The organism is Salinivibrio sp. VGrn1, assembly GCF_009377995.1.
Classification (GTDB): Bacteria; Pseudomonadota; Gammaproteobacteria; order Enterobacterales; family Vibrionaceae; genus Salinivibrio; species Salinivibrio siamensis.
Window position 1 is genome coordinate 88,780 of record NZ_SATA01000006.1, and the last position, 23,230, is coordinate 112,009.

The 23,230-nt window shown below is 52.1% G+C and carries 23 protein-coding genes; 10 read left to right on the forward strand and 13 right to left on the reverse strand.

Going from position 1 to position 23,230, the window contains the following annotated elements:
• Window positions 1-102: 102 nt before the first annotated feature.
• A complete protein-coding gene (fbp, locus tag EHW56_RS10680) occupies window positions 103-1,125 on the reverse strand; it encodes a class 1 fructose-bisphosphatase (protein ID WP_077638668.1) in 1,023 nt (340 codons plus the stop codon).
• A 256-nt stretch (window positions 1,126-1,381) separates the two neighbouring features.
• Between fbp and mpl the strand changes: the two genes are divergently transcribed.
• Complete coding sequence (mpl, locus tag EHW56_RS10685) at window positions 1,382-2,755, forward strand: UDP-N-acetylmuramate:L-alanyl-gamma-D-glutamyl-meso-diaminopimelate ligase (RefSeq protein WP_152799714.1); 1,374 nt, start codon at window positions 1,382-1,384, stop codon at window positions 2,753-2,755.
• A complete protein-coding gene (locus tag EHW56_RS10690) occupies window positions 2,745-3,365 on the forward strand; it encodes a flavin prenyltransferase UbiX (RefSeq protein WP_046074292.1) in 621 nt (206 codons plus the stop codon). Before mpl ends, EHW56_RS10690 begins: the two co-directional genes overlap by 11 nt.
• Before the next feature lie 40 nt (window positions 3,366-3,405).
• Here EHW56_RS10690 and EHW56_RS10695 read toward each other — a convergent pair whose 3' ends face one another.
• The 3 genes from EHW56_RS10695 to argR form a co-directional block, all read right to left on the reverse strand.
• On the reverse strand, window positions 3,406-3,837 hold the full coding sequence (locus tag EHW56_RS10695) for a universal stress protein (RefSeq protein WP_069361671.1): 432 nt from the start codon (window positions 3,835-3,837) through the stop codon (window positions 3,406-3,408).
• Between the two features lie 59 nt (window positions 3,838-3,896).
• The gene (locus tag EHW56_RS10700) at window positions 3,897-6,467 is read right to left on the reverse strand and encodes a TRAP transporter permease (protein ID WP_152796075.1); all 2,571 of its coding nucleotides are present in this window, start codon (window positions 6,465-6,467) and stop codon (window positions 3,897-3,899) included.
• Window positions 6,468-6,759: 292 nt separating this feature from the next.
• The gene (argR, locus tag EHW56_RS10705; protein WP_046074289.1) at window positions 6,760-7,230 is read right to left on the reverse strand and encodes a transcriptional regulator ArgR; all 471 of its coding nucleotides are present in this window, start codon (window positions 7,228-7,230) and stop codon (window positions 6,760-6,762) included.
• A gap of 306 nt (window positions 7,231-7,536) precedes the next feature.
• On the opposite strand from argR, the gene mdh reads away from it, so the two are divergent.
• Window positions 7,537-8,475, forward strand: a complete 939-nt coding sequence (mdh, locus tag EHW56_RS10710; protein WP_046074288.1) for a malate dehydrogenase — start codon at window positions 7,537-7,539, stop codon at window positions 8,473-8,475.
• Window positions 8,476-8,549: 74 nt separating this feature from the next.
• Here the strand turns inward: mdh and ispB are convergent, their stop codons facing one another.
• On the reverse strand, window positions 8,550-9,521 hold the full coding sequence (gene ispB / locus EHW56_RS10715; protein ID WP_046074287.1) for an octaprenyl diphosphate synthase: 972 nt from the start codon (window positions 9,519-9,521) through the stop codon (window positions 8,550-8,552).
• Window positions 9,522-9,888: 367 nt separating this feature from the next.
• On the opposite strand from ispB, the gene rplU reads away from it, so the two are divergent.
• The 6 genes from rplU to folA all read left to right on the forward strand — a co-directional run bounded on the left by rplU (window position 9,889) and on the right by folA (window position 13,740).
• Entirely contained in the window at window positions 9,889-10,200 is a 312-nt protein-coding gene (gene rplU, locus EHW56_RS10720) for a 50S ribosomal protein L21 (RefSeq protein WP_046074286.1), read from the forward strand.
• Window positions 10,201-10,218: 18 nt separating this feature from the next.
• The gene (gene rpmA, locus EHW56_RS10725; RefSeq protein WP_046074285.1) at window positions 10,219-10,476 is read left to right on the forward strand and encodes a 50S ribosomal protein L27; all 258 of its coding nucleotides are present in this window, start codon (window positions 10,219-10,221) and stop codon (window positions 10,474-10,476) included.
• Between the two features lie 217 nt (window positions 10,477-10,693).
• Window positions 10,694-11,854, forward strand: coding sequence for an Obg family GTPase CgtA (gene cgtA, locus EHW56_RS10730; RefSeq protein WP_046074284.1), 1,161 nt, complete (start codon window positions 10,694-10,696; stop codon window positions 11,852-11,854).
• 145 nt (window positions 11,855-11,999) lie between these two features.
• Window positions 12,000-12,779 (forward strand): threonine/serine exporter ThrE family protein, encoded by a 780-nt coding sequence (locus tag EHW56_RS10735; RefSeq protein WP_046074283.1) that lies wholly within the window; start codon window positions 12,000-12,002, stop codon window positions 12,777-12,779.
• Window positions 12,776-13,240: a threonine/serine exporter family protein gene (locus tag EHW56_RS10740; protein ID WP_046074282.1), complete on the forward strand. Its 465-nt coding sequence runs from the start codon at window positions 12,776-12,778 to the stop codon at window positions 13,238-13,240. The genes EHW56_RS10735 and EHW56_RS10740 overlap by 4 nt, the downstream gene beginning before the upstream one ends.
• 17 nt (window positions 13,241-13,257) lie before the next feature.
• The gene (gene folA / locus EHW56_RS10745) at window positions 13,258-13,740 is read left to right on the forward strand and encodes a type 3 dihydrofolate reductase (RefSeq protein WP_046074281.1); all 483 of its coding nucleotides are present in this window, start codon (window positions 13,258-13,260) and stop codon (window positions 13,738-13,740) included.
• Here the strand turns inward: folA and apaH are convergent.
• Genes apaH through lptD form a run of 6 tightly spaced genes read right to left on the reverse strand, consistent with a single transcriptional unit; the run spans window position 13,737 to window position 20,431 of the window.
• Window positions 13,737-14,564 (reverse strand): bis(5'-nucleosyl)-tetraphosphatase (symmetrical) ApaH, encoded by an 828-nt coding sequence (gene apaH / locus EHW56_RS10750; protein ID WP_152799716.1) that lies wholly within the window; start codon window positions 14,562-14,564, stop codon window positions 13,737-13,739. The genes folA and apaH overlap by 4 nt on opposite strands.
• A gap of 17 nt (window positions 14,565-14,581) precedes the next feature.
• Complete coding sequence (apaG, locus tag EHW56_RS10755) at window positions 14,582-14,965, reverse strand: Co2+/Mg2+ efflux protein ApaG (RefSeq protein WP_046074279.1); 384 nt, start codon at window positions 14,963-14,965, stop codon at window positions 14,582-14,584.
• 14 nt (window positions 14,966-14,979) lie between these two features.
• Window positions 14,980-15,786, reverse strand: a complete 807-nt coding sequence (gene rsmA / locus EHW56_RS10760) for a 16S rRNA (adenine(1518)-N(6)/adenine(1519)-N(6))-dimethyltransferase RsmA (RefSeq protein ID WP_077606389.1) — start codon at window positions 15,784-15,786, stop codon at window positions 14,980-14,982.
• Entirely contained in the window at window positions 15,776-16,768 is a 993-nt protein-coding gene (gene pdxA, locus EHW56_RS10765) for a 4-hydroxythreonine-4-phosphate dehydrogenase PdxA (RefSeq protein WP_046074277.1), read from the reverse strand. Before pdxA ends, rsmA begins: the two co-directional genes overlap by 11 nt.
• Entirely contained in the window at window positions 16,758-18,053 is a 1,296-nt protein-coding gene (gene surA, locus EHW56_RS10770) for a peptidylprolyl isomerase SurA (RefSeq protein WP_046074276.1), read from the reverse strand. The genes pdxA and surA overlap by 11 nt, the downstream gene beginning before the upstream one ends.
• A 53-nt stretch (window positions 18,054-18,106) precedes the next feature.
• Window positions 18,107-20,431, reverse strand: a complete 2,325-nt coding sequence (gene lptD / locus EHW56_RS10775; RefSeq protein ID WP_152799718.1) for an LPS assembly protein LptD — start codon at window positions 20,429-20,431, stop codon at window positions 18,107-18,109.
• Window positions 20,432-20,585: 154 nt separating this feature from the next.
• Between lptD and djlA the strand changes: the two genes are divergently transcribed.
• A complete protein-coding gene (gene djlA, locus EHW56_RS10780) occupies window positions 20,586-21,407 on the forward strand; it encodes a co-chaperone DjlA (RefSeq protein WP_152799720.1) in 822 nt (273 codons plus the stop codon).
• Window positions 21,408-21,419: 12 nt separating this feature from the next.
• Here the strand turns inward: djlA and EHW56_RS10785 are convergent, their stop codons facing one another.
• The gene (locus EHW56_RS10785; RefSeq protein ID WP_152799722.1) at window positions 21,420-22,391 is read right to left on the reverse strand and encodes a D-2-hydroxyacid dehydrogenase; all 972 of its coding nucleotides are present in this window, start codon (window positions 22,389-22,391) and stop codon (window positions 21,420-21,422) included.
• A gap of 68 nt (window positions 22,392-22,459) precedes the next feature.
• The gene (gene rluA, locus EHW56_RS10790) at window positions 22,460-23,203 is read right to left on the reverse strand and encodes a bifunctional tRNA pseudouridine(32) synthase/23S rRNA pseudouridine(746) synthase RluA (RefSeq protein WP_152799724.1); all 744 of its coding nucleotides are present in this window, start codon (window positions 23,201-23,203) and stop codon (window positions 22,460-22,462) included.
• Between the last annotated feature and the right edge of the window lie 27 nt (window positions 23,204-23,230).

The following is a 23,230-nucleotide window of genomic DNA, read 5'->3' on the forward strand; positions in this document are numbered from 1 at the left end:
AAGTGTGTGCCAATTATAACCGCCAAGCGTGAAAATAACAGAGGCGACCGTGTTGGCCGCCTCTTTATCATGGAAGACTGTCGTTAGGCGTCTGTTTTGCGCTTATTCGTCGTCATGATCCGGATAAGCGTCGAGATACTCCTCGACTTTATCGACCATATTGCTCGAGCCAACAAAGAATGGGACGCGCTGATGGAGCTCATTCGGAGCGATGTCCATGATTCGCTGGGTGCCATCGGTTGCTTTGCCGCCGGCTTGCTCGATAATAAACGCCATCGGGTTGCACTCATACAGCAAGCGCAGTTTGCCATTGGGGTAGGCGAGCGTGCTGGGGTAGAGGTAAATGCCGCCCTTTAGCAGGTTACGGTGAAAGTCAGCGACCAAGGAGCCAATATAACGCGACGTGTAAGGACGTTTCTCTTGTGGGACGTTTTCTTGACAGTATTTGATATATTTTTTGACGCCTTGCGGGAACTTGATGTAGTTCCCTTCGTTAATCGAGTAGATATTGCCGTCTTTAGGAATGGTCATGTTTTCGTGAGACAGGCAAAACAGGCCGAGGGATGGGTCATAAGTGAAACCATGCACACCATCACCGGTGGTGTAAACCAACATGGTCGATGAGCCGTAAATGATATAGCCGGCAGCGACTTGGCGGTGACCGGGCTGGAGAAAATCTTCTTCGGTGGGCGGTGTCCCCACAGGCGAGACGCGGTGGTAAATGGAGAAAATGGTGCCAACAGAGACGTTAACATCAATGTTAGAGGAGCCATCAAGTGGGTCAATCAACACCACATATTTGGCATTACGGTTAAGCTGTTTATTAAAAATAACCGCGTCATCTTCTTCTTCACTGGCCACGCCACACACTTGGTCGCGCGCTTCCATCGCGGCTTTAAATTTTTCGTTGGCATAGACGTCGAGTTTTTGCTGCTCTTCGCCTTGTGCGTTTTCCGTCCCAATCGCGCCGGCAATGTCGACTAAGCCGGCTTTGTTGATTTCACGGTTAACAATTTTGGCGGCCAGACGAATCGAGGCGAGAAGAGAAGATAAATCGCCGCTAGCATGCGGAAACGCGTGTTGCTTCTCAACAATGTACTCGCCGAGGGTCTTAATGTCGGGCATTCTCAATCCTTAATGATGATGAACTGTCTTTCTTGTGCAATCGGATACATGGGCAGTGGGCTGCCTCTTCAAATCGCCGCTATTCTAGCTTTCGTGACTTTTTAATCGTACTGAAGAAATGAATCAGGCGAGGGAAGTGTGATCGCGACATAAAAACCATGTCAGATGCGCGCAAGCGATAAGACCCAAGCGTTAATCCGAGGCATAATAAACGCCTGCGCCAAACGGCAGGGCAATCAACAATACAGTGAAGGCTATGCATATTCATATTTTAGGCATCTGCGGGACTTTTATGGGTGGCGCAGCCATGCTGGCAAAACAACTTGGGCACACGGTGACGGGCTCTGATAGCCATGTTTACCCACCGATGAGCACACTACTGGAGTCTCAGGGAATCGATATTATCGAAGGCTATGACCCTGCCCAATTATCGCCTGCACCTGACTTAGTGGTTATTGGCAATGCCATGAGCCGAGGCAACCCTTGTGTTGAGGCGGTCCTCAATCAAGGGTTGCCTTATACTTCTGGCCCGCAATGGCTGCACGACTTTTTACTGCAAGAACGCTGGGTGCTGGCGGTATCTGGCACTCACGGAAAAACCACCACCGCGAGTATGCTGGCGTGGATTTTAGAAGACTGTGGTTATCAACCTGGCTTTTTGATTGGTGGGGTGGCGAGTAACTTTAACGCGTCGGCGCGATTAGGCGATAGCCCGTTTTTCGTGGTGGAAGCCGATGAATATGACAGTGCGTTTTTCGATAAGCGCTCTAAGTTTATTCATTACCAACCGAAAACTTTGGTGATCAACAATCTTGAGTTCGATCATGCTGATATTTTTGATGATCTGGCGGCGATCCAGAAGCAATTCCACCATGTGGTGCGTACCGTGCCAGGAATTGGGCAAATTATCGCTCCGTCAGACGATGCTAATGTCACGGATACCCTCGCCATGGGCTGTTGGAGTGAGTGTATTTATGCGGGGCCGGATGGCCAGTGGCAAAGCGTGAAAAAAGATTCGGCTGGCAGTCAATTTGACGTGTACTTTGCCGGTGAACTCGTGGGGACGGTGAGCTGGGATTTAGTCGGTGATCACAATGTGCGTAATGCGTTGATGGCCATCGCGGCAGCGCGTCATGTGGGGGTGACACCTGATTTGGCCTGCCAATCGCTCGAACGATTTATCAATACCAAGCGTCGGCTTGAGTGGCGCGGTGAGCAAGCCGGCGTCACTGTGTATGACGATTTTGCCCATCACCCAACGGCGATTCGATTAACCCTTGAGGGGGTGCGCGCGAAAGTAGGCAGTGGCCGTATTTTGGCGGTGTTAGAACCACGTTCCAATACCATGAAGCAAGGGGTTCACAAGGATACACTAGCGGCGTCGTTGGCCGGTGCGGACACGGTGTTCTTATATCAACCGCAAGGGCTAGATTGGTCGCTTGAAGCGGTGGTGGACAACTGCACGCAGCCGGCGCATATACATGACGATATTGATGCACTGGTAACTGCCCTGACTAAGCACGCCCAAGCAGGCGATACCGTGTTGGTGATGAGCAACGGCGGCTTTGGTGGCATTCATGACAAGCTGCTAACAGCTCTGGCGAGTAAGGAGGCGGTTTATGGCGGATAAACGAATAACCTTGGCGTGGACAGGCGCATCCGGTGCGCCCTACGGTCTACGTTTGCTCGAGTGCTTACTCGCACAAGATTATCAGGTTTTCTTATTGATCTCGTCGGCCGCACGTGTGGTGTTGGCGACCGAGCATGGGCTGAAGTTGCCCGCCGGGCCGGATGCGGCGAAAAAGGTGTTAGTGGAACACTTACAATGTCACACCGATAAGCTGGTGGTGTGTGGCAAAGAGGATTGGTTTTCGCCGGTCGCCTCGGGATCGGCAGCGCCCAAGCAAATGGTGGTGTGCCCCTGCTCGGCAGGTTCGTTATCGTCCATTGCCCATGGTTTGTCTGATAACCTTATCGAACGCGCGGCGGATGTGGTACTTAAAGAGCGCGGACAGTTGCTCTTGGTGGTGCGCGAGACCCCGTTTTCAACACTGCATTTAGAAAACATGCACAAGCTGTCGCAGATGGGGGTAACGATTATGCCTGCCGCGCCAGGCTTTTATCACCAGCCCCAGTCGATCGATGATTTAGTGGACTTTATGGTGGCGCGCATTTTAGATCACTTGGGGGCCGAACAAACCTTGGTGCCTCGCTGGGGCTATGACCAACGCCAGCGGTGAACAATGCTCAGGCACGCATCGACGTGCCTGAACCCTATGGTTAAGGTTTTAACACCATTACATGGACACTGGCACCTTCGAGCACTTTGGCTGCAACTGAGCCCAGCATCATTTTATTGACGCGTGAACGCTTATGGCTTGGCATCACAATCAGATCGCAGCCGATGCGCTCTGCCGTTTTAATGATCCCCTTGTAGGGCTTACCTTCTTCAACCGACACCTGACAGGCCACGTTTTCGGGGACATATTTATCCGCAAATCCTTGTAAATTGCGCTTCATGTCGCGTTTCATTTTATTGGCGGCTTCTTCAGGGAAGTAAGAGGCGACCATCGAATTGTGAATGCCGGGCAGCACAGTGAGCAGGTGTATTTTGGCCCCTGACTGGCTGGCGAGCCAAACGGCGTGATCCACGGCGGTATCTGCAAAGCTTTCGTCGTTCAAATCAACGGGAACCAATATATGTTTATACATAGCGATATCCTTTGCGCTTATAAAAGAAAGGGGCACGTGTTACCCACGTCCCCCTGTTATTAGGCTTGGCGAATACGGCGGCGTTGATTCCACCCCAACAATGCTAAGAGCAAGAGAGTAGGGACAAACACCCACTCTTTCCATGGCCGGACATTATCAACCGTCACCGTTTTGATTTGCCAGTCAAAATCGATGCCCGCTTTGTCAGCGTCACTGCCAAACTGGATCATATCCACCAACAACTTGTCATCTTCCTCACGAAGCATTAAGCCTGTGTCGTTAATGCGGGCTTCACCGCTTTCAAGGCTATGATCCACGGGCAGAACCACGTGTTTGGAGACTTGCTCACCAAAGAAGTTTTCCCCTTCCACTTCAAGCTGCAGCGGTTTTCCTTCTGGTAGCTGCTCCGCTACACGGGTGATCTCTGTGCCTGGGAAGCTGGTGGTCGGTGGATACACTTCGTCCCACCAAAACCCTGGGCGGAAGAGGGAGAAGGTGATTAACAACAGCAGTGCGGTTTCCCACCATTTGTTCTTGGTCATCCACCAACCTTGTGTCGCGGCAGAAAAAGCCAGCATGGCTATTGTCGCCGACACAATGGTCAAAATCAGGTGGAAGGGGCCATCGAGATCGAGCAACAACAACTGAGTGTTGAAGATAAACATAAATGGCAGGATGGCGGTGCGAATATCGTAGGTGAAACCTTGCACACCGGTGCGGATGGGGTCGGATTTAGCGATCGCTGCCGCCGCAAAGGCAGCCAGCCCCACCGGGGGCGTGTCATCGGCAAGGATACCAAAGTAGAACACGAATAAGTGTACCGCGATCAGTGGAATAATTAGCCCCTGCTGTGCGCCCAAGGTAACAATGACCGGCGCCATCAGGGTGGAGACCACGATATAGTTGGCGGTAGTCGGCAGTCCCATCCCTAATAGCAAGCTGATCACCGCGGTGAACAGCAGCATCAGGAAGATGTTACCGCCGGAGATGAACTCGACGAAGTCTGTCATTACCAAGCCGATACCAGTGAGTGTCACCGTACCCACCACGATCCCGGCCGCTGCGGTGGCGACACCGATACCGATCATGTTGCGCGCACCAGTAACAAAGGCCTCAGCTAAGTCTGTCACCCCGTCGCGGATCTCTTCTTTAAAGTTGGTACGCTGGTTGAAGTAGGCAATCAGCGGGCGCTGGGTGAGAATGATAAAAATCATAAACACCGTCGCCCAAAATGCAGACAGGCCTGGTGAGAAGCGCTCGACGGTCAAGCACCATACCAATACGCCGATTGGCAGCAGGTAGTACAAGCCTGAACGCACGGTGGGGCCCGGCTCTGGCACTTCGGACAAATCGGCCGCCGCGGGGTCTTCCGCTGCTTGCGATTTATACTGGGCGGAGTAGCGTACTAAAAGTACATAAGCCACCAAGGTGAGGATACCGATGACCACGGTTGCCATAGCGCCAAACACATCCTTGGTCCAACCAATGCCGTAGTAAACCGCAGCACTGAGCACCAGCAAGCCGACAAATACCGTCATGAACGAGAACAGTTTTTGTAATACCGTGCTGGTATGGCGGCGTGGTAAGCCTTCCATACCGGCTTTACAAGCCTCTAGGTGCACGATGTAAATTAGCGCAATATAAGAGATCAGTGCAGGGAGTAGCGCGGCTTTAATCACCTCGACGTAGGAAATCCCCACGTATTCCACCATCAAGAATGCGGCAGCGCCCATAATCGGCGGAGTCAGCTGGCCATTGGTCGACGCGGCAACCTCCACCGCCCCGGCTTTATGGCTCGGGAAACCCACGCGTTTCATCAGTGGAATGGTGAAAGTCCCGGTGGTGACGACGTTGGCAATCGATGAGCCCGAGACCAAGCCTGAGAGGCCAGAGGCCACGACCGCGGCTTTCGCAGGACCGCCGCGCATATGGCCTAATAGTGAGAAGGCCACTTTAATAAAATAGCCACCGGCGCCGGCACGGTCGAGGAGTGCGCCGAAGAGCACAAACAGAAAGACGAAAGAGGTGGACACCCCCAGTGCTACGCCAAAGACGCCTTCAGTCGTCAGCCACAAGTGTGACATGGCTTTGTTCAAGCTTGCCCCTTTGTGAGCGATGACATCCGGCATGTAGGGGCCGGCAAAGGTATAGAGTAAGAAGACACCAGCCACCACCATCAATGGGGGGCCAAGGGCGCGGCGTGTTGCTTCCAACATCAGAATCATGCCGATGGCGGCAACCGTGATATCAAACGAGGTGTAAGCACCAGCGCGATCAGCAAGCTGATTGTAAAAAAGGAAGAGATAACCTGCGGCTAAACTGCCTACGAGCGCAAAAACCCAATCGAGCAAGGGAACGCGATCACGGGGTGAGGTTTTACGCGCGGGATAAGCGGTATAAGCCAAAAACATTGCGAACGCTAAATGGAGCGAACGTGCTTCGGTATTATTGAGTACGCCAAAGTCGAGCGCAAAAGGTAGCGGTGACGCATACCAAAGCTGAAAAAGGGACCAGCAAAGTGGTACCAGCCAAAGAATACGTCCTGATAGTCCATGCGGTGATCGTGCGCCTGTGTCTGCTTGCGCCACCATGTCTTGCACATCAGGAGACGATTGATGTGTCTTCGTCATGCAGTTTGTCCTTATTATCATATGCACCGCTGATGCGGCTACAGTGTCCCGAGAAATGCATACCCGGCTGCGTCACTCTCCATGAGCGACTCGCCTGTCTGCAGCCCACTGCTACGTTCGCAGTATAATTGACGTTTAACGAAAGCGTGAACAGTGTGTGGCAGCTAAAAGCAGATAGTAACAGAGGGGTATCAAAAAATTAAAACGATGTTATCGCTTTTGCTTTCGTTGTGGCGACTCAAAAGTAAGACAGGGCAGGTAGGCAGCGGCTTCACGCTGCCTGATAAAGGAATCAATAATGATATTCAAAGAGATCACACACGGCCTCAAATAAGGCTTCTGTGCTGGTACCGCGGGTGGGTGTGATAAAGATGGTGTCGTCTCCAGCCACTGCTCCTAGGATACCTTCAGCCTTGCCCAGAGAGTCAAGTAGGCGAGCGATGAGTTGCGCCGCCCCTGGCCCCGTATGGATCACCACCACAGCCTCATTATAGTCAATTTCCATCACCAGCTCGCGCAAGGCGCTGCCAGTGGTTGGGACACCGAGTTCAATCGGTAAGCAATAGACCATTTCCATTTTGGCGTTGCGGGTACGCACAGCGCCGAACTTGGTCAACATGCGTGATACTTTCGACTGGTTGATGCCCTCAAATCCTTGAGCACGTAGGGCTTCGACAATCTCACCCTGAGAACTGAACTTTTCTTCTTTGAGGATCGCTTTAAACGCTCGAACCAATTGGTCTTGTTTTTCTGAGTTACGCATGACGGCAGACTCGCAATGACAAACGAGTGGCTATTTTGCATATACATGCAACGAGGGGCAATCACTGAGGGTGTAAAATGGCGACAATATCACTGTTGCTGACCAGACACCCCGCGACAACGAAAGGGTGGGGGAAAGGGAGAGCGAAAAAATGAGAGCTTAGGCTGATCATCACCGCCTGAGGCTTGAGTGGGGGTAGGGGCGGGCATATGATGAAGCAACAGTTCGCACCATTGATGGGCGATTTGTGCCCGAACAGAAGCCGGACCGGATCCGGACTATAAGAAATATCGAAAGGAGAACGACATGAAAGTTGCTGTGATTGGCGCCGCGGGAGGCATTGGTCAGGCTCTAGCCCTACTGCTAAAAAACAATTTACCAGCCGGTTCCGACCTGGCTTTGTATGATATCGCTCCTGTTACGCCAGGTGTGGCGGTTGACCTCAGTCATATCCCCACGCCGGTCACCATCAAAGGCTACAGCGGCGAAGACCCAACGCCAGCACTTGATGGGGCTGATGTGGTATTAATCTCTGCGGGGGTGGCCCGTAAGCCGGGTATGGATCGCTCTGACTTGTTCAATGTAAATGCCGGGATTGTTAAGTCATTGGCGGAAAAAATCGCCGATGTCTGTCCAAAAGCCTGCGTAGGCATTATCACTAACCCAGTGAACACCACGGTGGCGATTGCCGCGGATGTGCTGAAAGCCAAGGGCGTGTATGACAAAAACAAACTGTTTGGCGTGACCACGCTGGATGTGATCCGCTCTGAAGCCTTTATCGGTGAGCTGAAAGGCATGGATCCACGCGAAGTGTCTATTCCTGTTATCGGTGGCCACTCGGGCGTGACCATTCTGCCGCTATTGTCGCAAGTAAAAGGGGTGACGTTTAGCCAAGAAGAGGTTGAAGCCTTGACCCCACGCATTCAAAACGCTGGCACCGAAGTGGTGGAAGCCAAAGCCGGTGGTGGTTCTGCGACCTTGTCGATGGGTCAGGCTGCATGCCGTTTTGGTCTATCGCTGGTCCGTGCCCTGCAAGGCGAACAAAACGTGGTGGAATGCGCGTACGTTGAAGGCAGTGGCGAGCATGCCCGTTTCTTTGCTCAACCTGTACGTCTAGGCAAAGAAGGGGTCGACGAGATCCTAAGCATCGGTGAGCTCAGTGCGTATGAGCAACAAGCGATGGACAAGATGCTAGAAACGTTGCGTAAAGATATTAAAATGGGCGAAGAGTTCGCGGCAAAATAGTGGGCAATTCGACATTGGTGAGAGAAGCGGCGCAACAGCGCCGCTTTTTATTTTGGCTAGGGGCTTATATTGAGCTAGGTGTTGCGGTCAACCGCTAAATGCGCCAACGCCACTAAGGCGTGTTTATACGGGGTATCTGGCAGCGTATCGAGCGCACGGATCGCTTTTTCTGATTCCTGCTCGGCACGTTTTCGCGTATAGGCGAGAGAGCCGCAGGCGTCCATACAGGCCAGAATCGCCTCGAGTTTATCGCGGCCATTGCCTTTTTCGATGGCGGTACGGATCATCGCCGACTCTGCCTCAGACCCATGTTGCATGGCGTGCAACAAAGGCAATGTTGGTTTGCCTTCGGCGAGATCATCGCCCGTTTGCTTACCCATTTCATCGTCAGCGCTGGTGTAGTCAATCACATCATCAATTAACTGGAACGCCGTCCCGAGGTAACGGCCATAGTCTTGAAGGGCTTTCTCCGTCTCCGCGTCCGCCTCGTTAAGAATCGCGCCAATCTGGGTGGCTGATTCAAACAAGCGCGCCGTTTTAGAGTAGATCACCTGCATGTAACTGGTTTCTGTGGTATCAGGGTCGTTACAATTCATCAATTGCAGCACTTCCCCCTCAGCGATCACATTGGTAGCCTCACTCATTAAGTCCAGAATGCGTAACGAGCGCAGGCTGGTCATCATTTGAAACGAGCGGGTATAAATGTAGTCACCGACTAACACACTGGCCGCATTACCAAACAAGGCATTGGCCGTTGCGTTACCGCGACGCAAATCGGATTCATCGACCACGTCATCATGGAGCAAGGTGGCGGTGTGAATAAACTCAATAAACGCGGCGGCGGTGGTATGTTTGTCACCGTGATAACCAAGCGCACGCGCCGCTAATACAGCGAGCATCGGGCGCAGTCGTTTACCACCGCTATTGACGATGTAAAAGCCGAGCTGATTGATTAGCGCGACATCAGAGTTTAGCTGGGCGAGGATCTTTTGATCGACCTGCGCCATGTCGTCACTAATTAAGGCTTGGATTGATTTGAAATCCATGAATATATCCGGGCGTTGTCCTAGTTACTTGCCTGCCGAGCTAACGAAATAAATCACAACTCACTAGCAGCAAGAGGCGAAATATTGCATGTTAATACGTTCAGAATGGCGTGAAACCTTCGTCAGTATCGGCACCAGAGCGGGTATTTAGCTTCGCATAGTACACCAGATAACAGGCGACGAGATAGCGCTCACACAGGGAAAATGTGCGGGAATTAATGCTGAGCACCTTTTCACCAATTTTCTTGCTTTCCCCTCTTGCCTCAAATCAATTTCTGCCGTAGAATTCGCGCCCTATTGATGAATTATATGCGCACCCCTTGTTGCTCAATAATGCAGCAGGCCGTGCGGAAATGCGGAGTAAAACATGTACGCAGTTTTCCAAAGTGGTGGTAAGCAACACCGAGTAAGCGAAGGCCAGACTATTCGCTTGGAAAAGCTAGACGTTGAAACTGGCGCAAGTGTAGAACTTGACAAAGTATTGCTAGTGGCAAACGGCGAAGACGTTAAAGTTGGCGCGCCTTTTGTTAGCGGTGCAAAAGTAACAGCAGAAGTTGTTACTCACGGTCGCGGCGATAAAGTGAATATCGTTAAGTTCCGTCGTCGTAAACATTCTCGCAAGCACATGGGCCACCGTCAGTGGTTCACTGAAGTCAAAATCACTGGCATCAGCGCTTAAGAGTAGGAGAGAGAAGAGATGGCACACAAAAAAGCTGGCGGTTCTACTAAAAACGGCCGCGATTCAGAAAGTAAACGCCTAGGTGTTAAACGCTTTGGTGGTGAGTCTGTACTAGCAGGTAACATCATCGTTCGTCAACGTGGTACTAAATTCCACGCAGGCAATAACGTAGGTTGCGGTAAAGACCACACTCTATTCGCTCTGTCTGATGGCAAAGTGAAATTTGAGACCAAAGGTCGTCATAACCGTAAATTCGTTACTATCGAAGCTGAATAAGCTTCAACGCCAAGCGAATTTTTGAAGCCCTGCCTTTTGGCGGGGCTTTTTATTGTGTCTGGTGATCACCGGTCAGTGAGCGTCTGATCAAAGCAGCACAGAAAAGCGGTCAAAACAGAAAAATGATCCTAAGATCGATAAGATCGCCATTCACTAATCTGGGATAAAACTAATTGCAATAAACGTGCGTTTTAGCGATTGGTGCGGAGAAGTTAGCATGAAGTTTGTAGATGAAGCGATTATTCGCGTCGATGCCGGAGACGGGGGCAATGGCACCGTTAGCTTCCGGCGGGAAAAATATGTCCCTAAAGGGGGCCCAGATGGCGGTGATGGCGGCGATGGTGGTGACGTCTATCTGCTGGCCGACGAAAACCTGAATACCCTGATCGATTACCAGTTTGAGCGCTTTCATTCTGCGGCTCGTGGCGAAAACGGTCGCGGTGGCAACTGTACCGGTAAACGGGGCGACGACTTGGTGCTGAATGTTCCGGTGGGCACGCGCGCCATCGATGAAGATACCGGTGAAGTGATTGCCGATTTAACCGAGCATGGCATGCAGGTAATGGTGGCCAAAGGCGGGTTTCACGGCTTAGGCAATACCCGATTTAAGTCGTCTATCAACCGCGCCCCACGACAAAAAACCATGGGAACCAAAGGCGAAGTTCGTCAGCTGCGTTTGGAGTTGTTGCTGTTGGCTGATGTGGGGATGTTGGGCTTGCCGAATGCGGGTAAATCCACCTTTATTCGTGCGGTATCCGCGGCGAAACCGAAAGTGGCTGATTATCCTTTTACCACCTTAGTACCTAGCCTTGGGGTGGTCCGTGTAGCGGCTGACAAGAGCTTTGTGGTGGCCGATATTCCAGGCCTGATTGAAGGTGCGGCGGACGGCGCTGGGTTGGGCATCCGCTTCTTGAAGCACCTAGAGCGTTGCCGCGTCTTATTGCACATGATTGACTTGCTGCCCGTGGATGGTACCGATCCGGTCGATAACGCGTTCACCATTATTGATGAGCTGAACCAATACAGCGAAAAGCTGGCGGATAAACCGCGTTGGTTGGTGTTTAATAAAGTGGATTTGATGCCGGAAGACGAGGCGCAGGCGCAGATTGACCGCGTGCTTGAGGCATTGGCGTGGGATGACAAATACTATGCGATATCTGCGATTAATAAAGCGAACGTCCAACCGCTTATTTACGATCTGATGGCGTCGATTGAAGCGCTACCCGCGCCGAAACCTGAAGTTGAGCCGGAAGATGAGACAGTGGCGTTTAAGTGGGATGATCACCACGAACAGCAGCTCAATCAAAGTGATGACGACGATGATTGGGACGACTGGAACGAAGACGACTACGATGTCGAGATCATCTACAAGCCTTAATCTTATAAAGCCGTTACTGTTGTAGCGGCTTTTTTTATCTCCGACATGGCGATAATCTGAGCACAACTTTATTTGCATCAAAGACCGAGATGACGCTGTGGTGAATACTGCGAGTAGATAAGTGCAACGAAGAGGGATTTTTGAGGTGGGAAAGCGGTTAACCGAACCAGAGCAACGGGCCATATCGCGTCTGGTGATTGAAGTCGGCCAGCGGCTATTACAGCATGGTGCGGAAAGTAAACTCGTCAGTGATGTGAGCATCCGTTTAGGGCGGGCGCTAGGGCTCGATAGCGTTGAACTGGCGTTATCGGCGAGCTCCTTAGTGGTCACCACACTCAGTCAAGGTCACTGCATTACCACCGCCAGACGTTGTCCCGATCGCGGGATTAATATGAAAGTGGTGACCGATATCCAGCGCACGGTCATTTTGGCCGAGAAAGGGATCCTCGACGCCTTGGCGGTACGTAAGCGCTTGAGCCGGATTGAGCCCTTTCGTTACCCACCTTGGCTCGTGGTGGGGATGATAGGGTTATCGTGTGCGGCCTTTAGTCGTTTAGCGGGCGGTGATGCGGTGGTGTTTGCACTCACGTTTATCGCCTCTGCCACCGGTATGCGGGTACGCCAGTTGATAGCTCACCGTCAATTTAATCCGCTTCTCACTTTCGCGGTCACCGCCATGGTCACCACCTTGATATCCAGTGTGGGGACCATAATGCATTGGGGCAATGAACCCTTCCTCATCATGGCCTCATCAGTCTTAATGTTGGTACCTGGCTACCCGTTGATAAATGCGGTATCAGACATGGTCAAAGGCTTTGTCGATATGGGTATCGCACGCTGGACGATGGCATCCTTGCTCACCTTGGCAACAGCATTAGGCATTGTCGGTGCTATGAGTCTCGTGGGGGCGTGGGGATGGTTATGAGTTTATTGCTCGCCTTACTGGAAGATATGTTTTTTGCTATGATCCCTGCGGTGGGGTTTGCATTAGTGTTCAATGTACCGGTTAAGGCGCTCAAATACTGTGCTTATGGCGGTGCCGTGGGGCATGGCTTACGCTTTTTACTGATGGAGTCTGGTGTCGCGATTGAATGGGCCACGCTGGCAGGGGCGACCACGATTGGCTTTTTAGGTGTGTACTGGTCGCAGCGCTTTTTGGCGCATCCCAAGGTGTTTACCGTGGCAGCGATCATCCCGATGATCCCCGGCGTTTACGCGTTTAAAGCGATGATTGCGTTGGTAACCATCAACAATCAAGGCTATAGCCCTGCTTTATGGGCGAGCCTTATCGAAAACCTCACCACAGCTGGCTTTATTCTCTCGGCATTGGCCATTGGTCTTGCGATGCCCGGGTTATTGTTTTATCGTCGCCGACCAGTGATTTAAGGAAAAAGGCACCTAGAATGCGCATCAGTTTAGTTGCTGCGATGGCAAACGATCGAGTGATTGGCAAGAATAACCAAATGCCGTGGCATTTGCCGGCGGATTTAGCGTGGTTTAAACGCACCACCCTTGGTCACCCTGTGGTGATGGGGCGTAAAACCTTTGAGTCGATTGGTCGTCCGCTGCCCAAACGACCGAACATTGTGATCAGCCGCGACCCTGATTTTCAGCCAGAGGGCGTCACAGTGGTGAGCTCGCCAGAGCAAGCGCTTGAAACCGTGGTCGAGTATGAGGAGGTCATGGTGATTGGTGGCGGTACCATTTATCAGGCATTTTTGCCCCGTGCTGACCGTTTGTACCTGACCTTTATCGATCTCGACGTCGACGGCGACACCCGCTTCCCGCAGTGGGGAGAAGGATGGGTGAAAACAGAGGTTGGCGCCCATCCTGTGGATGAAAAAAACGCCTACCCCGTCACTTTTACTGTCTGGGATCGTGCCTAAGTGGCGCTATTTTCTGCCGCTAACGTAAAGCAGGCTTTATCTTCCCAACGAAGGAGCGTGAGCTTACCGCCCCATACGCACCCAGTATCTAGCCCATAAAGCTTGGGCTGGATGGTGCCATTTAACGCCGCCCAATGGCCAAACACCACCGACTGATCAAGCGGCTGGCGCGCCGGCACCTCAAACCAAGGTAACAAACCACTGTCCTCGGCCTGGTTGGGCGGCAATTTGCATTGCATATCAAGGCGGCCATCTGGGAAACAAAAACGCATGCGGGTAAAGCTATTGATGATATAGCGATAGCGGTCAAGCCCGGTGAGTGTTGGATCCCACTGTTCGGGGCTGTCGGCATACATGTTTTCTAGCAACCAGCGCTGATCATCACTGCGCAATATCGCTTCTACCTCGCGTGCACAGGCGACTGCTGTCTTTTTATCCCATTGCGGGCTAACCCCGGCATGGGTGAGTAAAAAGCCACCGTCTGGCGCGGAGACATCCATCAGAAGCGGTTGCTGAGAAAGCCAGCCGAGGAGTTGCTCCCTATCTGGCGCATCGAGAATGGGCTGGGTGTTGTCTTTGGCTTTGACCGGTTTTATGCCATGGGCAACGGCCAGTAAATGTAAGTCATGGTTACCCAAGACAACCTGAGCTGCGTCACCGAGCTGATAAAAGTAACGTAATACGCTAAGGGAATCTGGCCCACGTGCGACCAAATCCCCAACTGAGTACAAAGTGTCTTTATCTGGGGAAAACCCGACTTGGGTGAGAAGCGCATCTAATGTGCGCTCACAGCCATGGATATCCCCGACAAGATAGGTCGCCATATGCCTCCCTGCTGGGGTTAGTGGAGAATGTTTGGCAGCGCGAGACGAAACGGTGCGATGTCGACTTTAAATGACTGATCGTCTTGACCTTGCATGGTATAAAAACCTTGCATCACACCCACAGGGGTCTCGATGATGGTGCCACTGGTGTAGGTGTATTTTTCCCCCGCGGCAATCTTGGGTTGCTCGCCGACAACGCCTTCTCCTTCTATTTCTAGCTCTTTACCATTGGCATCGGTAATGAGCCATTTTCTGCGCATAAGTTGCGCAGGGGCATCGCCGCGGTTTTCAATGGTGACGGTGTAAGAGAAGACAAAACGCTCATTGTCAGGCTCTGATTGGTCTTCCACGTATTGGGTCGCGACGTGAATCTCGAATTGCGATTGTTCAGTGGCTTGCAAATCAAGGCTCCTGTTTATGATGAGTGATTGGCGTCCAACCAGTTAGCTAAGCGGGAGAACTGCGCCAAAGTCATGTGCTCAGGACGTAAGCTGGGGTCGATACCGAGCTCGGTCAAGGTGTCCGTGCTGACTAATGATTTAAAACAGTTACGTATGGTTTTGCGACGCTGATTAAAACCTTCACGACACACGCGCTCCAACCATGACAAATTGGTGACTGGGTGTGGCAGGGTTTTGTGTGGCACCAGACGGACAACGGCAGAGTCCACTTTCGGTGCGGGTTTAAAGGCACTCGGTGGCACTTCCAATACAGGGATGACTTGGCAGTAGTATTGTGCCATCACAGTGAGACGCCCATATGCTTTGGTGCCCGGGCCCGCAGCCAGACGGTTAACCACCTCTTTTTGCAACATAAAGTGCATATCTTGCACTTGATCGGCAAACGAGAACAGATGGAACATTAACGGTGTAGAGACATTGTATGGCAGGTTACCAAAAATCCGCAGTGGACCTTGCTTGGCAAGCTCGGCAAAATCAAATGCCATGGCATCGGCCTCATGGACCGTGAGTTTGCGTCCCATAAATGGATGACTGCGTAGGCGTGCGGCAAGATCACGGTCAAGCTCAACCACGTTTAAGTGATCAACTTGCTCAGTGACGGGCTCGGTGAGCGCGCCGAGGCCTGGGCCAATCTCAACCAGATTCTCGCCGGATTGGGGATTAATGGCTGACACTATCCCATCGATGACATATGGGTCGTTTAGGAAGTTTTGTCCGAAACGTTTTCTGGCACGGTGGCCTTGATGGACTTTATCGCTCATGCTTGCTATCTACTAATTCAATGGCGTGGGAGATGGCCGTCCGCAGGCTTCCTGTATCCGCCGTACCGGTACCCGCTAAATCCAGTGCAGTACCATGATCTACTGATGTTCTGACAAAAGGCAGACCCAGGGTAATATTCACTGAGCGCCCAAATCCTTTGAATTTTAACACAGGTAAGCCCTGGTCGTGATACATCGCCAGCACCGCGTCTGCATCTTGCAGGTATTTTTCCTGGAAAAGCGTGTCTGCAGGTAAAGGACCGACTAAATCCATCCCTTGTTGGCGCAGATCATCCAGCGCCGGCTCAATGGTGTCGATTTCTTCTGTTCCTAAACAGCCCCCTTCACCAGCATGCGGATTCAGGCCGCACACATAAATACGAGGATGTGTGATGGCAAACTTTTCGCGTAAGTCTTGATGCAAAATGCCGATAACGTCGTGCAAGCGCTCACGGGTGATGGCCTTGGAGACATAGGCCAATGGAATATGGGTGGTGACCAAGGCGACGCGTAGCCCCTCAGTGGCGAGCATCATCACGACTTGATTGACATTGGCGTGTTGGGCGAAAAACTCGGTGTGGCCACTAAAAGAGACCCCAGCACGGTTGATGATCCCTTTATGAACCGGACCGGTGACAATCGCGGCAAACTCGCCGCTCATGTTTCCTTCCGCGGCGCGGGTGAGGGTATCAAGTACATAGCGGCCGTTAGCCTCATCCAGTTGCCCGGGCGTCACCGGCGCGCCAATCGGCGTCTCTGCGACAATGAGCTCGCCCGCCTTGTGTGCTTGCGGCTCAGTGCGGGGATCGTAGTCGCGTAAGCTGATGGCTAGCCCTAACTGCTTGGCGCGCTCAGCCAGCATCTGCTTATTGGCGACGGCGACAAGCTGATGAGGCCAGGCATGAAGCGCCATGGCCAAGACAAGATCAGGCCCGATGCCTGCAGGCTCTCCGGGCGTAATCGCGATACGCTCAGCTGTCATCGGTGAGCACCTCGACGTAAGCCCCTGCGCGTAGCTCTTGCAGCCAGGCCTGCGCTTCTTCGTTGAATTTTCTATTGAACAGCATGCGGTAAGCGCGATTTTTCACTGCCGCATCGGTTTTATCCACTTCACGACGATCAGTGACTTCGACAATATGCCAGCCATGTACGGTTTTAAACGGCTCGCTGACTTGTCCTTCTGGCAGGGCATCGACTTTGGCTTTGAAGGCAGGCACATAGGCATCTGTGGTTGACCAACCTAGATCCCCCCCATTGACTGCCGAGCCTGGATCGTCGCTGTACTGCTTGGCGAGATCGGCAAAACTTTGCTCACCACGTCGGATTTGGTTCGTCAGTTGGTTGAGCTCTTTCTCCGCGCCTTTATCACTCAATACGATCGATGGTTTGATCAGGATATGACGCGCTTTCACTTCGGTGACCGCGACCGTTTCTAGCCCTTGTACATCGTCAATTTTGAGAATATGGAAGCCAACGCCGCTTCTAAAGGGGCCGATGATCGCCCCTTTACCTTGGTTGGTGATCTGGTCGGCGAAAATGGTCGGCATTTCTTCTCGTCGCAACCAGCCCCAATCACCGCCGTCGAGCGCTTTGGGCCCTTTGGAATATTCCATCGCCAGTTCAGCGACATTCCCGTCATGGCGTAGAGTATCGACTAAGCGATGAGCTTGCTGTTTCACGCTTTCACGCTCAGCCTTGCTAGCATCGTCGTCTAACTTGAGCTGAATATGCGAAAGTTTGTATTTCACTTTTTGCATTTTTTGCTCGTTTAGTTGGCTAGCGAGCGTCTCGACTTCTTGCGGTAAAATACTAATACGGCGACGTACTTGCGCATTACGTGCTTCGGAAATGGTGAGCTCACGACGCACTTGTTCACGGTATTGTGCCCACGCGACACCTTGCTCAGCCATTTTTTCACGCAGGGCTTGTACGCTAACCGATTGCTCCTTAGCAATGTTTTCAATTGCTTGTTGCAATTGGCTGTCGTCTATCTGAATCCCTAAACGTTTAGCCTCTTGCAGCTGCAGCTCCTCAATAATCAGCCGCTCACGCATCTGCTCTTCAAGCACCTCTTGCGGCGGCAATTCGCGATCGCTGTTGGCAGCATTAAGGGTAACGGTACGACGCATCGCCGTCATATCACTTTTTAACACCACGCCGTCATTGACGACCGCAATCACGCGATCGAGTGCTTTCGGCGCGGCTTGTGTTAAAGGGGTCAGCAACACTAAAACGCCAGTGATGAGGGCGTGACTCCATTTGTTCATGCTTTGTCCACTTCTTTTCATAGGTTCAACAGTCCAGACCACAATATGGCGGGTTAGTTCTTAAGGGCAAAAGGATTACGATAACCCAAGGCGTTACCCGAGTCTGTACTGAAGTTAAAGCCACTGTCAGCTCCCAGTCCCAATAGGCTAAACGAGAGGGTCACGTTGTTGTCGTATTCTGGGTCTGTATTAATATCCGAGCGCGAGAGTAAGTACTCGTTATAGCTCAGGCCGACCACCCAACAATCCGAGCGATAGGTCAGGCTAAACTGATTTTCTAGCATCACGTCTTGAGTCAGATCGCGCCAGTATTGGCCTTTAAAACTGAGGCCTCCCCACAGTGGGAAGCCTGTGACCACACCGGCTTGGGATAGGCCGTCATCGGTGAGTGCGCTGATATCGCGGTTAGGCAAGGTAGACTCAATGTATTCTTGGGCCACATAGCGATAACTGGTTTGCGCGTAGAATTGTTGGCGGCGATACTCGGCAATCACGTTACCAAATTGCATTTCACTGAGGTTGCTGTCGTACTGCATTGATGCCCGTAAAAACAGGTAGTCATCAATATTCGCTTCCCCTTCGAGCGCCCAAGATGAATAGTCAAAGGTTTCTGCGTCTTGGTTTGACGGCTGATCAAAGTAATAAATTTGCCCGAACGACAGGTTGAGTCGCTCTTTATAGCCACCGTCGTAAAAACGAGTGGTCGCCCCGTAAGTCAGCTGGTTAGCCGGGTTAACATAATCAATGCTGCTAAATTGATTGCCGCGGAACAAACCATAGTAGTCGGTTTGTAAGCGTGCGGTATCGTAGCCACCACCACTGAAGTTGACGGGGTTATAAATATCCCCTTGCTCTACGTCTTTGATGTACAAGTATTGCACTTGAGGTTCGATCGTTTGGCTAAAGTGCCCCCCCATCGCCCAAAAGTTACGCTCTAGAACCACGCCGGAATGCAAGCGCACGGTTGGGATTTTACGCTCCACCGACTTACTCAAGGTCGCCGTCGACTCGGCATCTGGCATGGCATTGTCAAAGCGCTGATCGTAATGGGTGTAGAGCATGCTGGCTTCGGCCGTGGCATTAAACCAAGGGCGTGTGAAGGGCATGGTCAAGGTCGGGGCGAGATGTGTGCGCGTTGCTTCTGGTTTATTCGGGTCGTCGTTAGCAAACACACTAAATTGTGCCGGTACGCTGATATCCAACCATGGCAGCACTTGCGGCGCGTAGTAGTTAAAATCGACTTGCGGCATCAAACGATACACGCTGGTATTTTCTGTGAGCGGTTGGAAATCTCTCACGCGCACGGTGCTGTTCCAATCTAAGCCGCGGTAGCTGACTTCACCGGTTTGCAGCAAGGTATTGTCTTCCCGTTTACCCACGTCCGAGTCAATGTTTTGGAAGTAGGTGATGTCACTGACCTTGCTGTAATCGGCTTGGTAGCGCCAGTGACCCTGTACGCCGCTGTGCGTCCAGTTAAAGCCCCAGCGTGCGTCAAGATCTGGGTTACGCTGATCATCAGGCAGATATTCTGAGTACAAAGCGCCTGAGCCGAGTGGGGTTAAATAACGCACCTTAGTATTGAGCTGCACACCCCGTTCCGACATGTATTTGGGCGTGATCGTGGCGTCAAGTTGCGGATGGATGTTCCAATAAAATGGCGTTTCCATCTCGATACCATCGCGATCACTCCAAGAGACTGATGGGTATAAAAAGCCCGTTAGCCGGCCATCTTCAACGGGCACCCGCAGGTATGGCAGATAAAAGATCGGCACATTCATCACCTCAAACCGAGGGTGATAAAGGTCAGCAAATAAGCTACTGTCTTCTTTTTCTATTTTCGAGGCAGAAAAGCGCCAGCTTTTGTCTTCGTCCGGACAGGTGGTATAGGTGCCATCTTCCAGCTCATAGAAGGTGGTACCGTTTTTAAATACCCGCTTGGCTTCCCCTCGCCCTGGCGTACACAGCATCTTGTACTGCGCATTATTGAGTGTGGTGTCTTCGTTTTCTAAATTGGCTTGTAAATAGTCCGATGTCACCATCATCTGGCCGTCATTGAACACCACATCACCTTGAGCGGTGACGATCCGTTCTGGATCGCGCAAGGTCGCGGTATCTGCCGTCATTTTACGATGACCTTGGGTCACCTCGACATTACCGTTGTAGATGGCTTTTTCATTGGTTTGCGCTTCCGCGCGATCGGCCACCACGCGAATAGGCGCATTGTTCACATCTTGGGTTTGCTCACTCGCTGGAATACAGCGCGCCTCGCTATCAGGACAAGGTTCGTTGGATGATTCCGCATTAGCAAAAACAAGGGCTGGGCCATAAAGCGCCAGGCTAATCATGGTGGCTAAAAAGCTACGTGCAGTCGGTGACATTGAAGAAGACATTCCTGTTTTATCTGATTGCGTGGTGTACACGAAGGCAACGCATCAGTATGCTTTGGCTGCAAAATGCGATTATCATAAATCAATTTACGCCCGGCATCACCTGTAAATGTTCAGGGTGTGAAACTAGCAATGAGACCATGGCATGCGACTAAATGGCAAGGTAATTGGTGCAATTCTCGGCACATTGTTGGGAGGCCCAATCGGTTTTCTTCTTGGCCTTTTCTTGGGTCATCAGTTTGATAAAGCGAAACAGCGCGCGCGTTTCGGCGGTTTTGGTGCCCAAGGCCCACAAGCACAACGTGTTTTTTTTCACGGTACCTTTGCCGTGATGGGACATATCGCCAAAGCCAAAGGGCAGGTGACACAGGATGAAATTCGTCTCGCCAGCTTATTTATGGACAGAATGCAGCTGCAAGGTGAAGCCAGGCAGTTGGCTCAGCAGGCATTCCGTGAGGGGAAAGACAGTGATTTTCCGCTGGATGAAACCCTCAACGGCATTCGTGCTTTGAGCCAAGGGCAGCGTGATTTGTCGCGTGTCTTTCTGGAAATGCAAATACAAGCGGCGTTTGCTGACGGCGAGCTACATCCTAAAGAGCGCGAACTACTCTATATGATTGCTGAGAAACTGGGTTTTTCGCCGCAGCAACTGGAGCAACGGTTACGGATGCAAGAAGCCGCGTTTCGCTTTAGCCAAGGTTATCAAGGCGGCTGGCAGCATCAAACCGATGGGCCGGGCGCACCACCACGGCAAAGTGAGATTGATGATGCCTATGATGTGCTGGGTGTTGATGCGTCGGCTTCCTCTCAGGAGGTGAAAAAAGCCTACCGTAAGCTGATGAATGAGCATCATCCCGATAAATTGATGGCAAAAGGCTTGCCGCCAGAAATGATGGAGCTTGCCAAAGAAAAGGCGCAAGAAATTCAAAAAGCCTACGACGTGGTGAAAAAAGCCCGCGATATGTAGCGGGCTTGTGCGCTAGTCAACCAGTGTATGTTGCGGCGAACCGCTTAAAAAGCCATCAATGTTATCCACCAGTTGGTTGGCGAGACGGTTAACCGCTTCATCTGCGCCCCATGCGATATGAGGGGTGACCAGCAGGTTAGGCAATGATGCGGCGATCAGCGGGTGAGTGTTAGGTGCCGGCTCTTCACTCAGCACATCCAATCCAGCACCGCCAATTTGACCCGTTTCTAGCACGTGTAGCAGCGCGGTCTCGTTGACTAAGCCGCCACGTCCGGTGTTGATCAATATGGCATGCTCTGGCATCAACGCCAGCGTGTCTTGGTCGATAAGATGATGGGTGTTATCGGTGAGTGGGCAATGTAAGGAGAGCACATCTGCTTGGCATAGCACGTGTTCAAAAGGCAGATAACCAGGCCGGCATGCCTGTGCACCACGGTGCTCGGCGAAAACCACCTTCATTCCTACTGCGCGCGCAAGTTGTGCGACGGCCTCGCCCAATGCACCTTTTCCAATGATCCCCAATGTACTGCCGGCCACACTGCCAATAGGGTGGGTGAAAAAGCAGAACTGTCCTTGCTTTTGCCATTCGCCATTTTGGACATCTTGGTGGTAGCCGAGGAGCTGGCGCTTGAGGGCAAAAATCATGGCAATGACATGCTCAGGCACCGACTGAGTGGCATAGCCTTGCACATTGCATACTTGTACACCATGCGCTTGGCAGGCCGCCAAGTCGACATTGTTTACCCCTGTTGCGGCCACCGCAATCAGTTTGAGTTTCGGACAGGCGGTAAGCACCGTTTCATCGATCACCACCTTGTTGGTAATGGCGATATCAGCATCTTGTAAGCGCGCGATCACATCGCTGGGTTGCGTTTCACCGTAGGCTTGCCAGTGATGTGGATGCTGGGGCGTGGGCAGGACAATATGCGCTGGGATAGTGTTGCGGTCGAGAAAGACGATATTGACGGGGTCGTGTTGAGCCATGTTGATCTCCGAGTCTCAATCCATGGCTCTAGGGTGCGAGATATCGCGATGTTGTGCAATGGTTTCAGCTAGCTGGCCTGTGAATCCGTCGTTGTATTCGCAAGTGGTACGGCCAATTGATACTCATTGGCCAAGCGGTTGTCGGGCATCGTGGGGTAAAAATCACAGGGAGCCTGAAAATGGAGCGTTTCACCGGTGGCCGGATGCAGCAGGCTGAGTTCGGCAGCATGGAGGTGCAGTCGATGGGTATAGGCGAGCGCATCCGGGCAGGCATAAAATTCATCGCCGACAATGCTGTGCCCTATAGACTGCATATGCACACGCAGTTGGTGCGAGCGTCCCGTCAACGGGTACAGGGCCATCAAGCAGGTAGATGGTGAGGCTTGCAAGCAACGGTAGTGGGTTTGTGATGGCTTGCCATGTTCAAAGCACACTTTCTGACGCGGGCGGTTGGGCCAGTCACAAATCAGCGGCAAGTCAATGATGCCGTCATGGCTGTCGGGTTGTCCCCACACTTCCGCATAATAGAGTTTGGTGGGGATGCGGTCGCGAAACTGCGCTTTAAGGTTGCGCTCTGCTTCTTTATGGGCGGCAAAGGCCATCACCCCTGAGGTGGACATGTCTAAGCGGTGAACCAGCTCGGCGGAGGGAAACGCGGCTTTCACGCGCGACCATGCGCTGTCGTAATGCTCGGGATTGCGACCAGGGTTGGCCAGCAGACCACTGGGTTTGTTGATCACCACCAGATCCGCATCTTGATAGAGGATGTCTAACCAAGGGTCTGTCGGTGGATGGTATTCAGTCATTGCCATAGGGTTTATCGGGGCCGCCGGGCCCCG

Coding starts and splice junctions, on each gene's coding strand:
- fbp (WP_077638668.1), bottom strand. CDS start 1,125: ATGCCCGACATTAAGACCCTCGGCGAGTACATTGTTGAGAAGCAACAC.
- mpl (WP_152799714.1), top strand. CDS start 1,382: ATGCATATTCATATTTTAGGCATCTGCGGGACTTTTATGGGTGGCGCA.
- EHW56_RS10690 (WP_046074292.1), top strand. CDS start 2,745: ATGGCGGATAAACGAATAACCTTGGCGTGGACAGGCGCATCCGGTGCG.
- EHW56_RS10695 (WP_069361671.1), bottom strand. CDS start 3,837: ATGTATAAACATATATTGGTTCCCGTTGATTTGAACGACGAAAGCTTT.
- EHW56_RS10700 (WP_152796075.1), bottom strand. CDS start 6,467: ATGACGAAGACACATCAATCGTCTCCTGATGTGCAAGACATGGTGGCG.
- argR (WP_046074289.1), bottom strand. CDS start 7,230: ATGCGTAACTCAGAAAAACAAGACCAATTGGTTCGAGCGTTTAAAGCG.
- mdh (WP_046074288.1), top strand. CDS start 7,537: ATGAAAGTTGCTGTGATTGGCGCCGCGGGAGGCATTGGTCAGGCTCTA.
- ispB (WP_046074287.1), bottom strand. CDS start 9,521: ATGGATTTCAAATCAATCCAAGCCTTAATTAGTGACGACATGGCGCAG.
- rplU (WP_046074286.1), top strand. CDS start 9,889: ATGTACGCAGTTTTCCAAAGTGGTGGTAAGCAACACCGAGTAAGCGAA.
- rpmA (WP_046074285.1), top strand. CDS start 10,219: ATGGCACACAAAAAAGCTGGCGGTTCTACTAAAAACGGCCGCGATTCA.
- cgtA (WP_046074284.1), top strand. CDS start 10,694: ATGAAGTTTGTAGATGAAGCGATTATTCGCGTCGATGCCGGAGACGGG.
- EHW56_RS10740 (WP_046074282.1), top strand. CDS start 12,776: ATGAGTTTATTGCTCGCCTTACTGGAAGATATGTTTTTTGCTATGATC.
- folA (WP_046074281.1), top strand. CDS start 13,258: ATGCGCATCAGTTTAGTTGCTGCGATGGCAAACGATCGAGTGATTGGC.
- apaH (WP_152799716.1), bottom strand. CDS start 14,564: ATGGCGACCTATCTTGTCGGGGATATCCATGGCTGTGAGCGCACATTA.
- rsmA (WP_077606389.1), bottom strand. CDS start 15,786: ATGAGCGATAAAGTCCATCAAGGCCACCGTGCCAGAAAACGTTTCGGA.
- pdxA (WP_046074277.1), bottom strand. CDS start 16,768: ATGACAGCTGAGCGTATCGCGATTACGCCCGGAGAGCCTGCAGGCATC.
- surA (WP_046074276.1), bottom strand. CDS start 18,053: ATGAACAAATGGAGTCACGCCCTCATCACTGGCGTTTTAGTGTTGCTG.
- lptD (WP_152799718.1), bottom strand. CDS start 20,431: ATGTCACCGACTGCACGTAGCTTTTTAGCCACCATGATTAGCCTGGCG.
- djlA (WP_152799720.1), top strand. CDS start 20,586: ATGCGACTAAATGGCAAGGTAATTGGTGCAATTCTCGGCACATTGTTG.
- EHW56_RS10785 (WP_152799722.1), bottom strand. CDS start 22,391: ATGGCTCAACACGACCCCGTCAATATCGTCTTTCTCGACCGCAACACT.
- rluA (WP_152799724.1), bottom strand. CDS start 23,203: ATGGCAATGACTGAATACCATCCACCGACAGACCCTTGGTTAGACATC.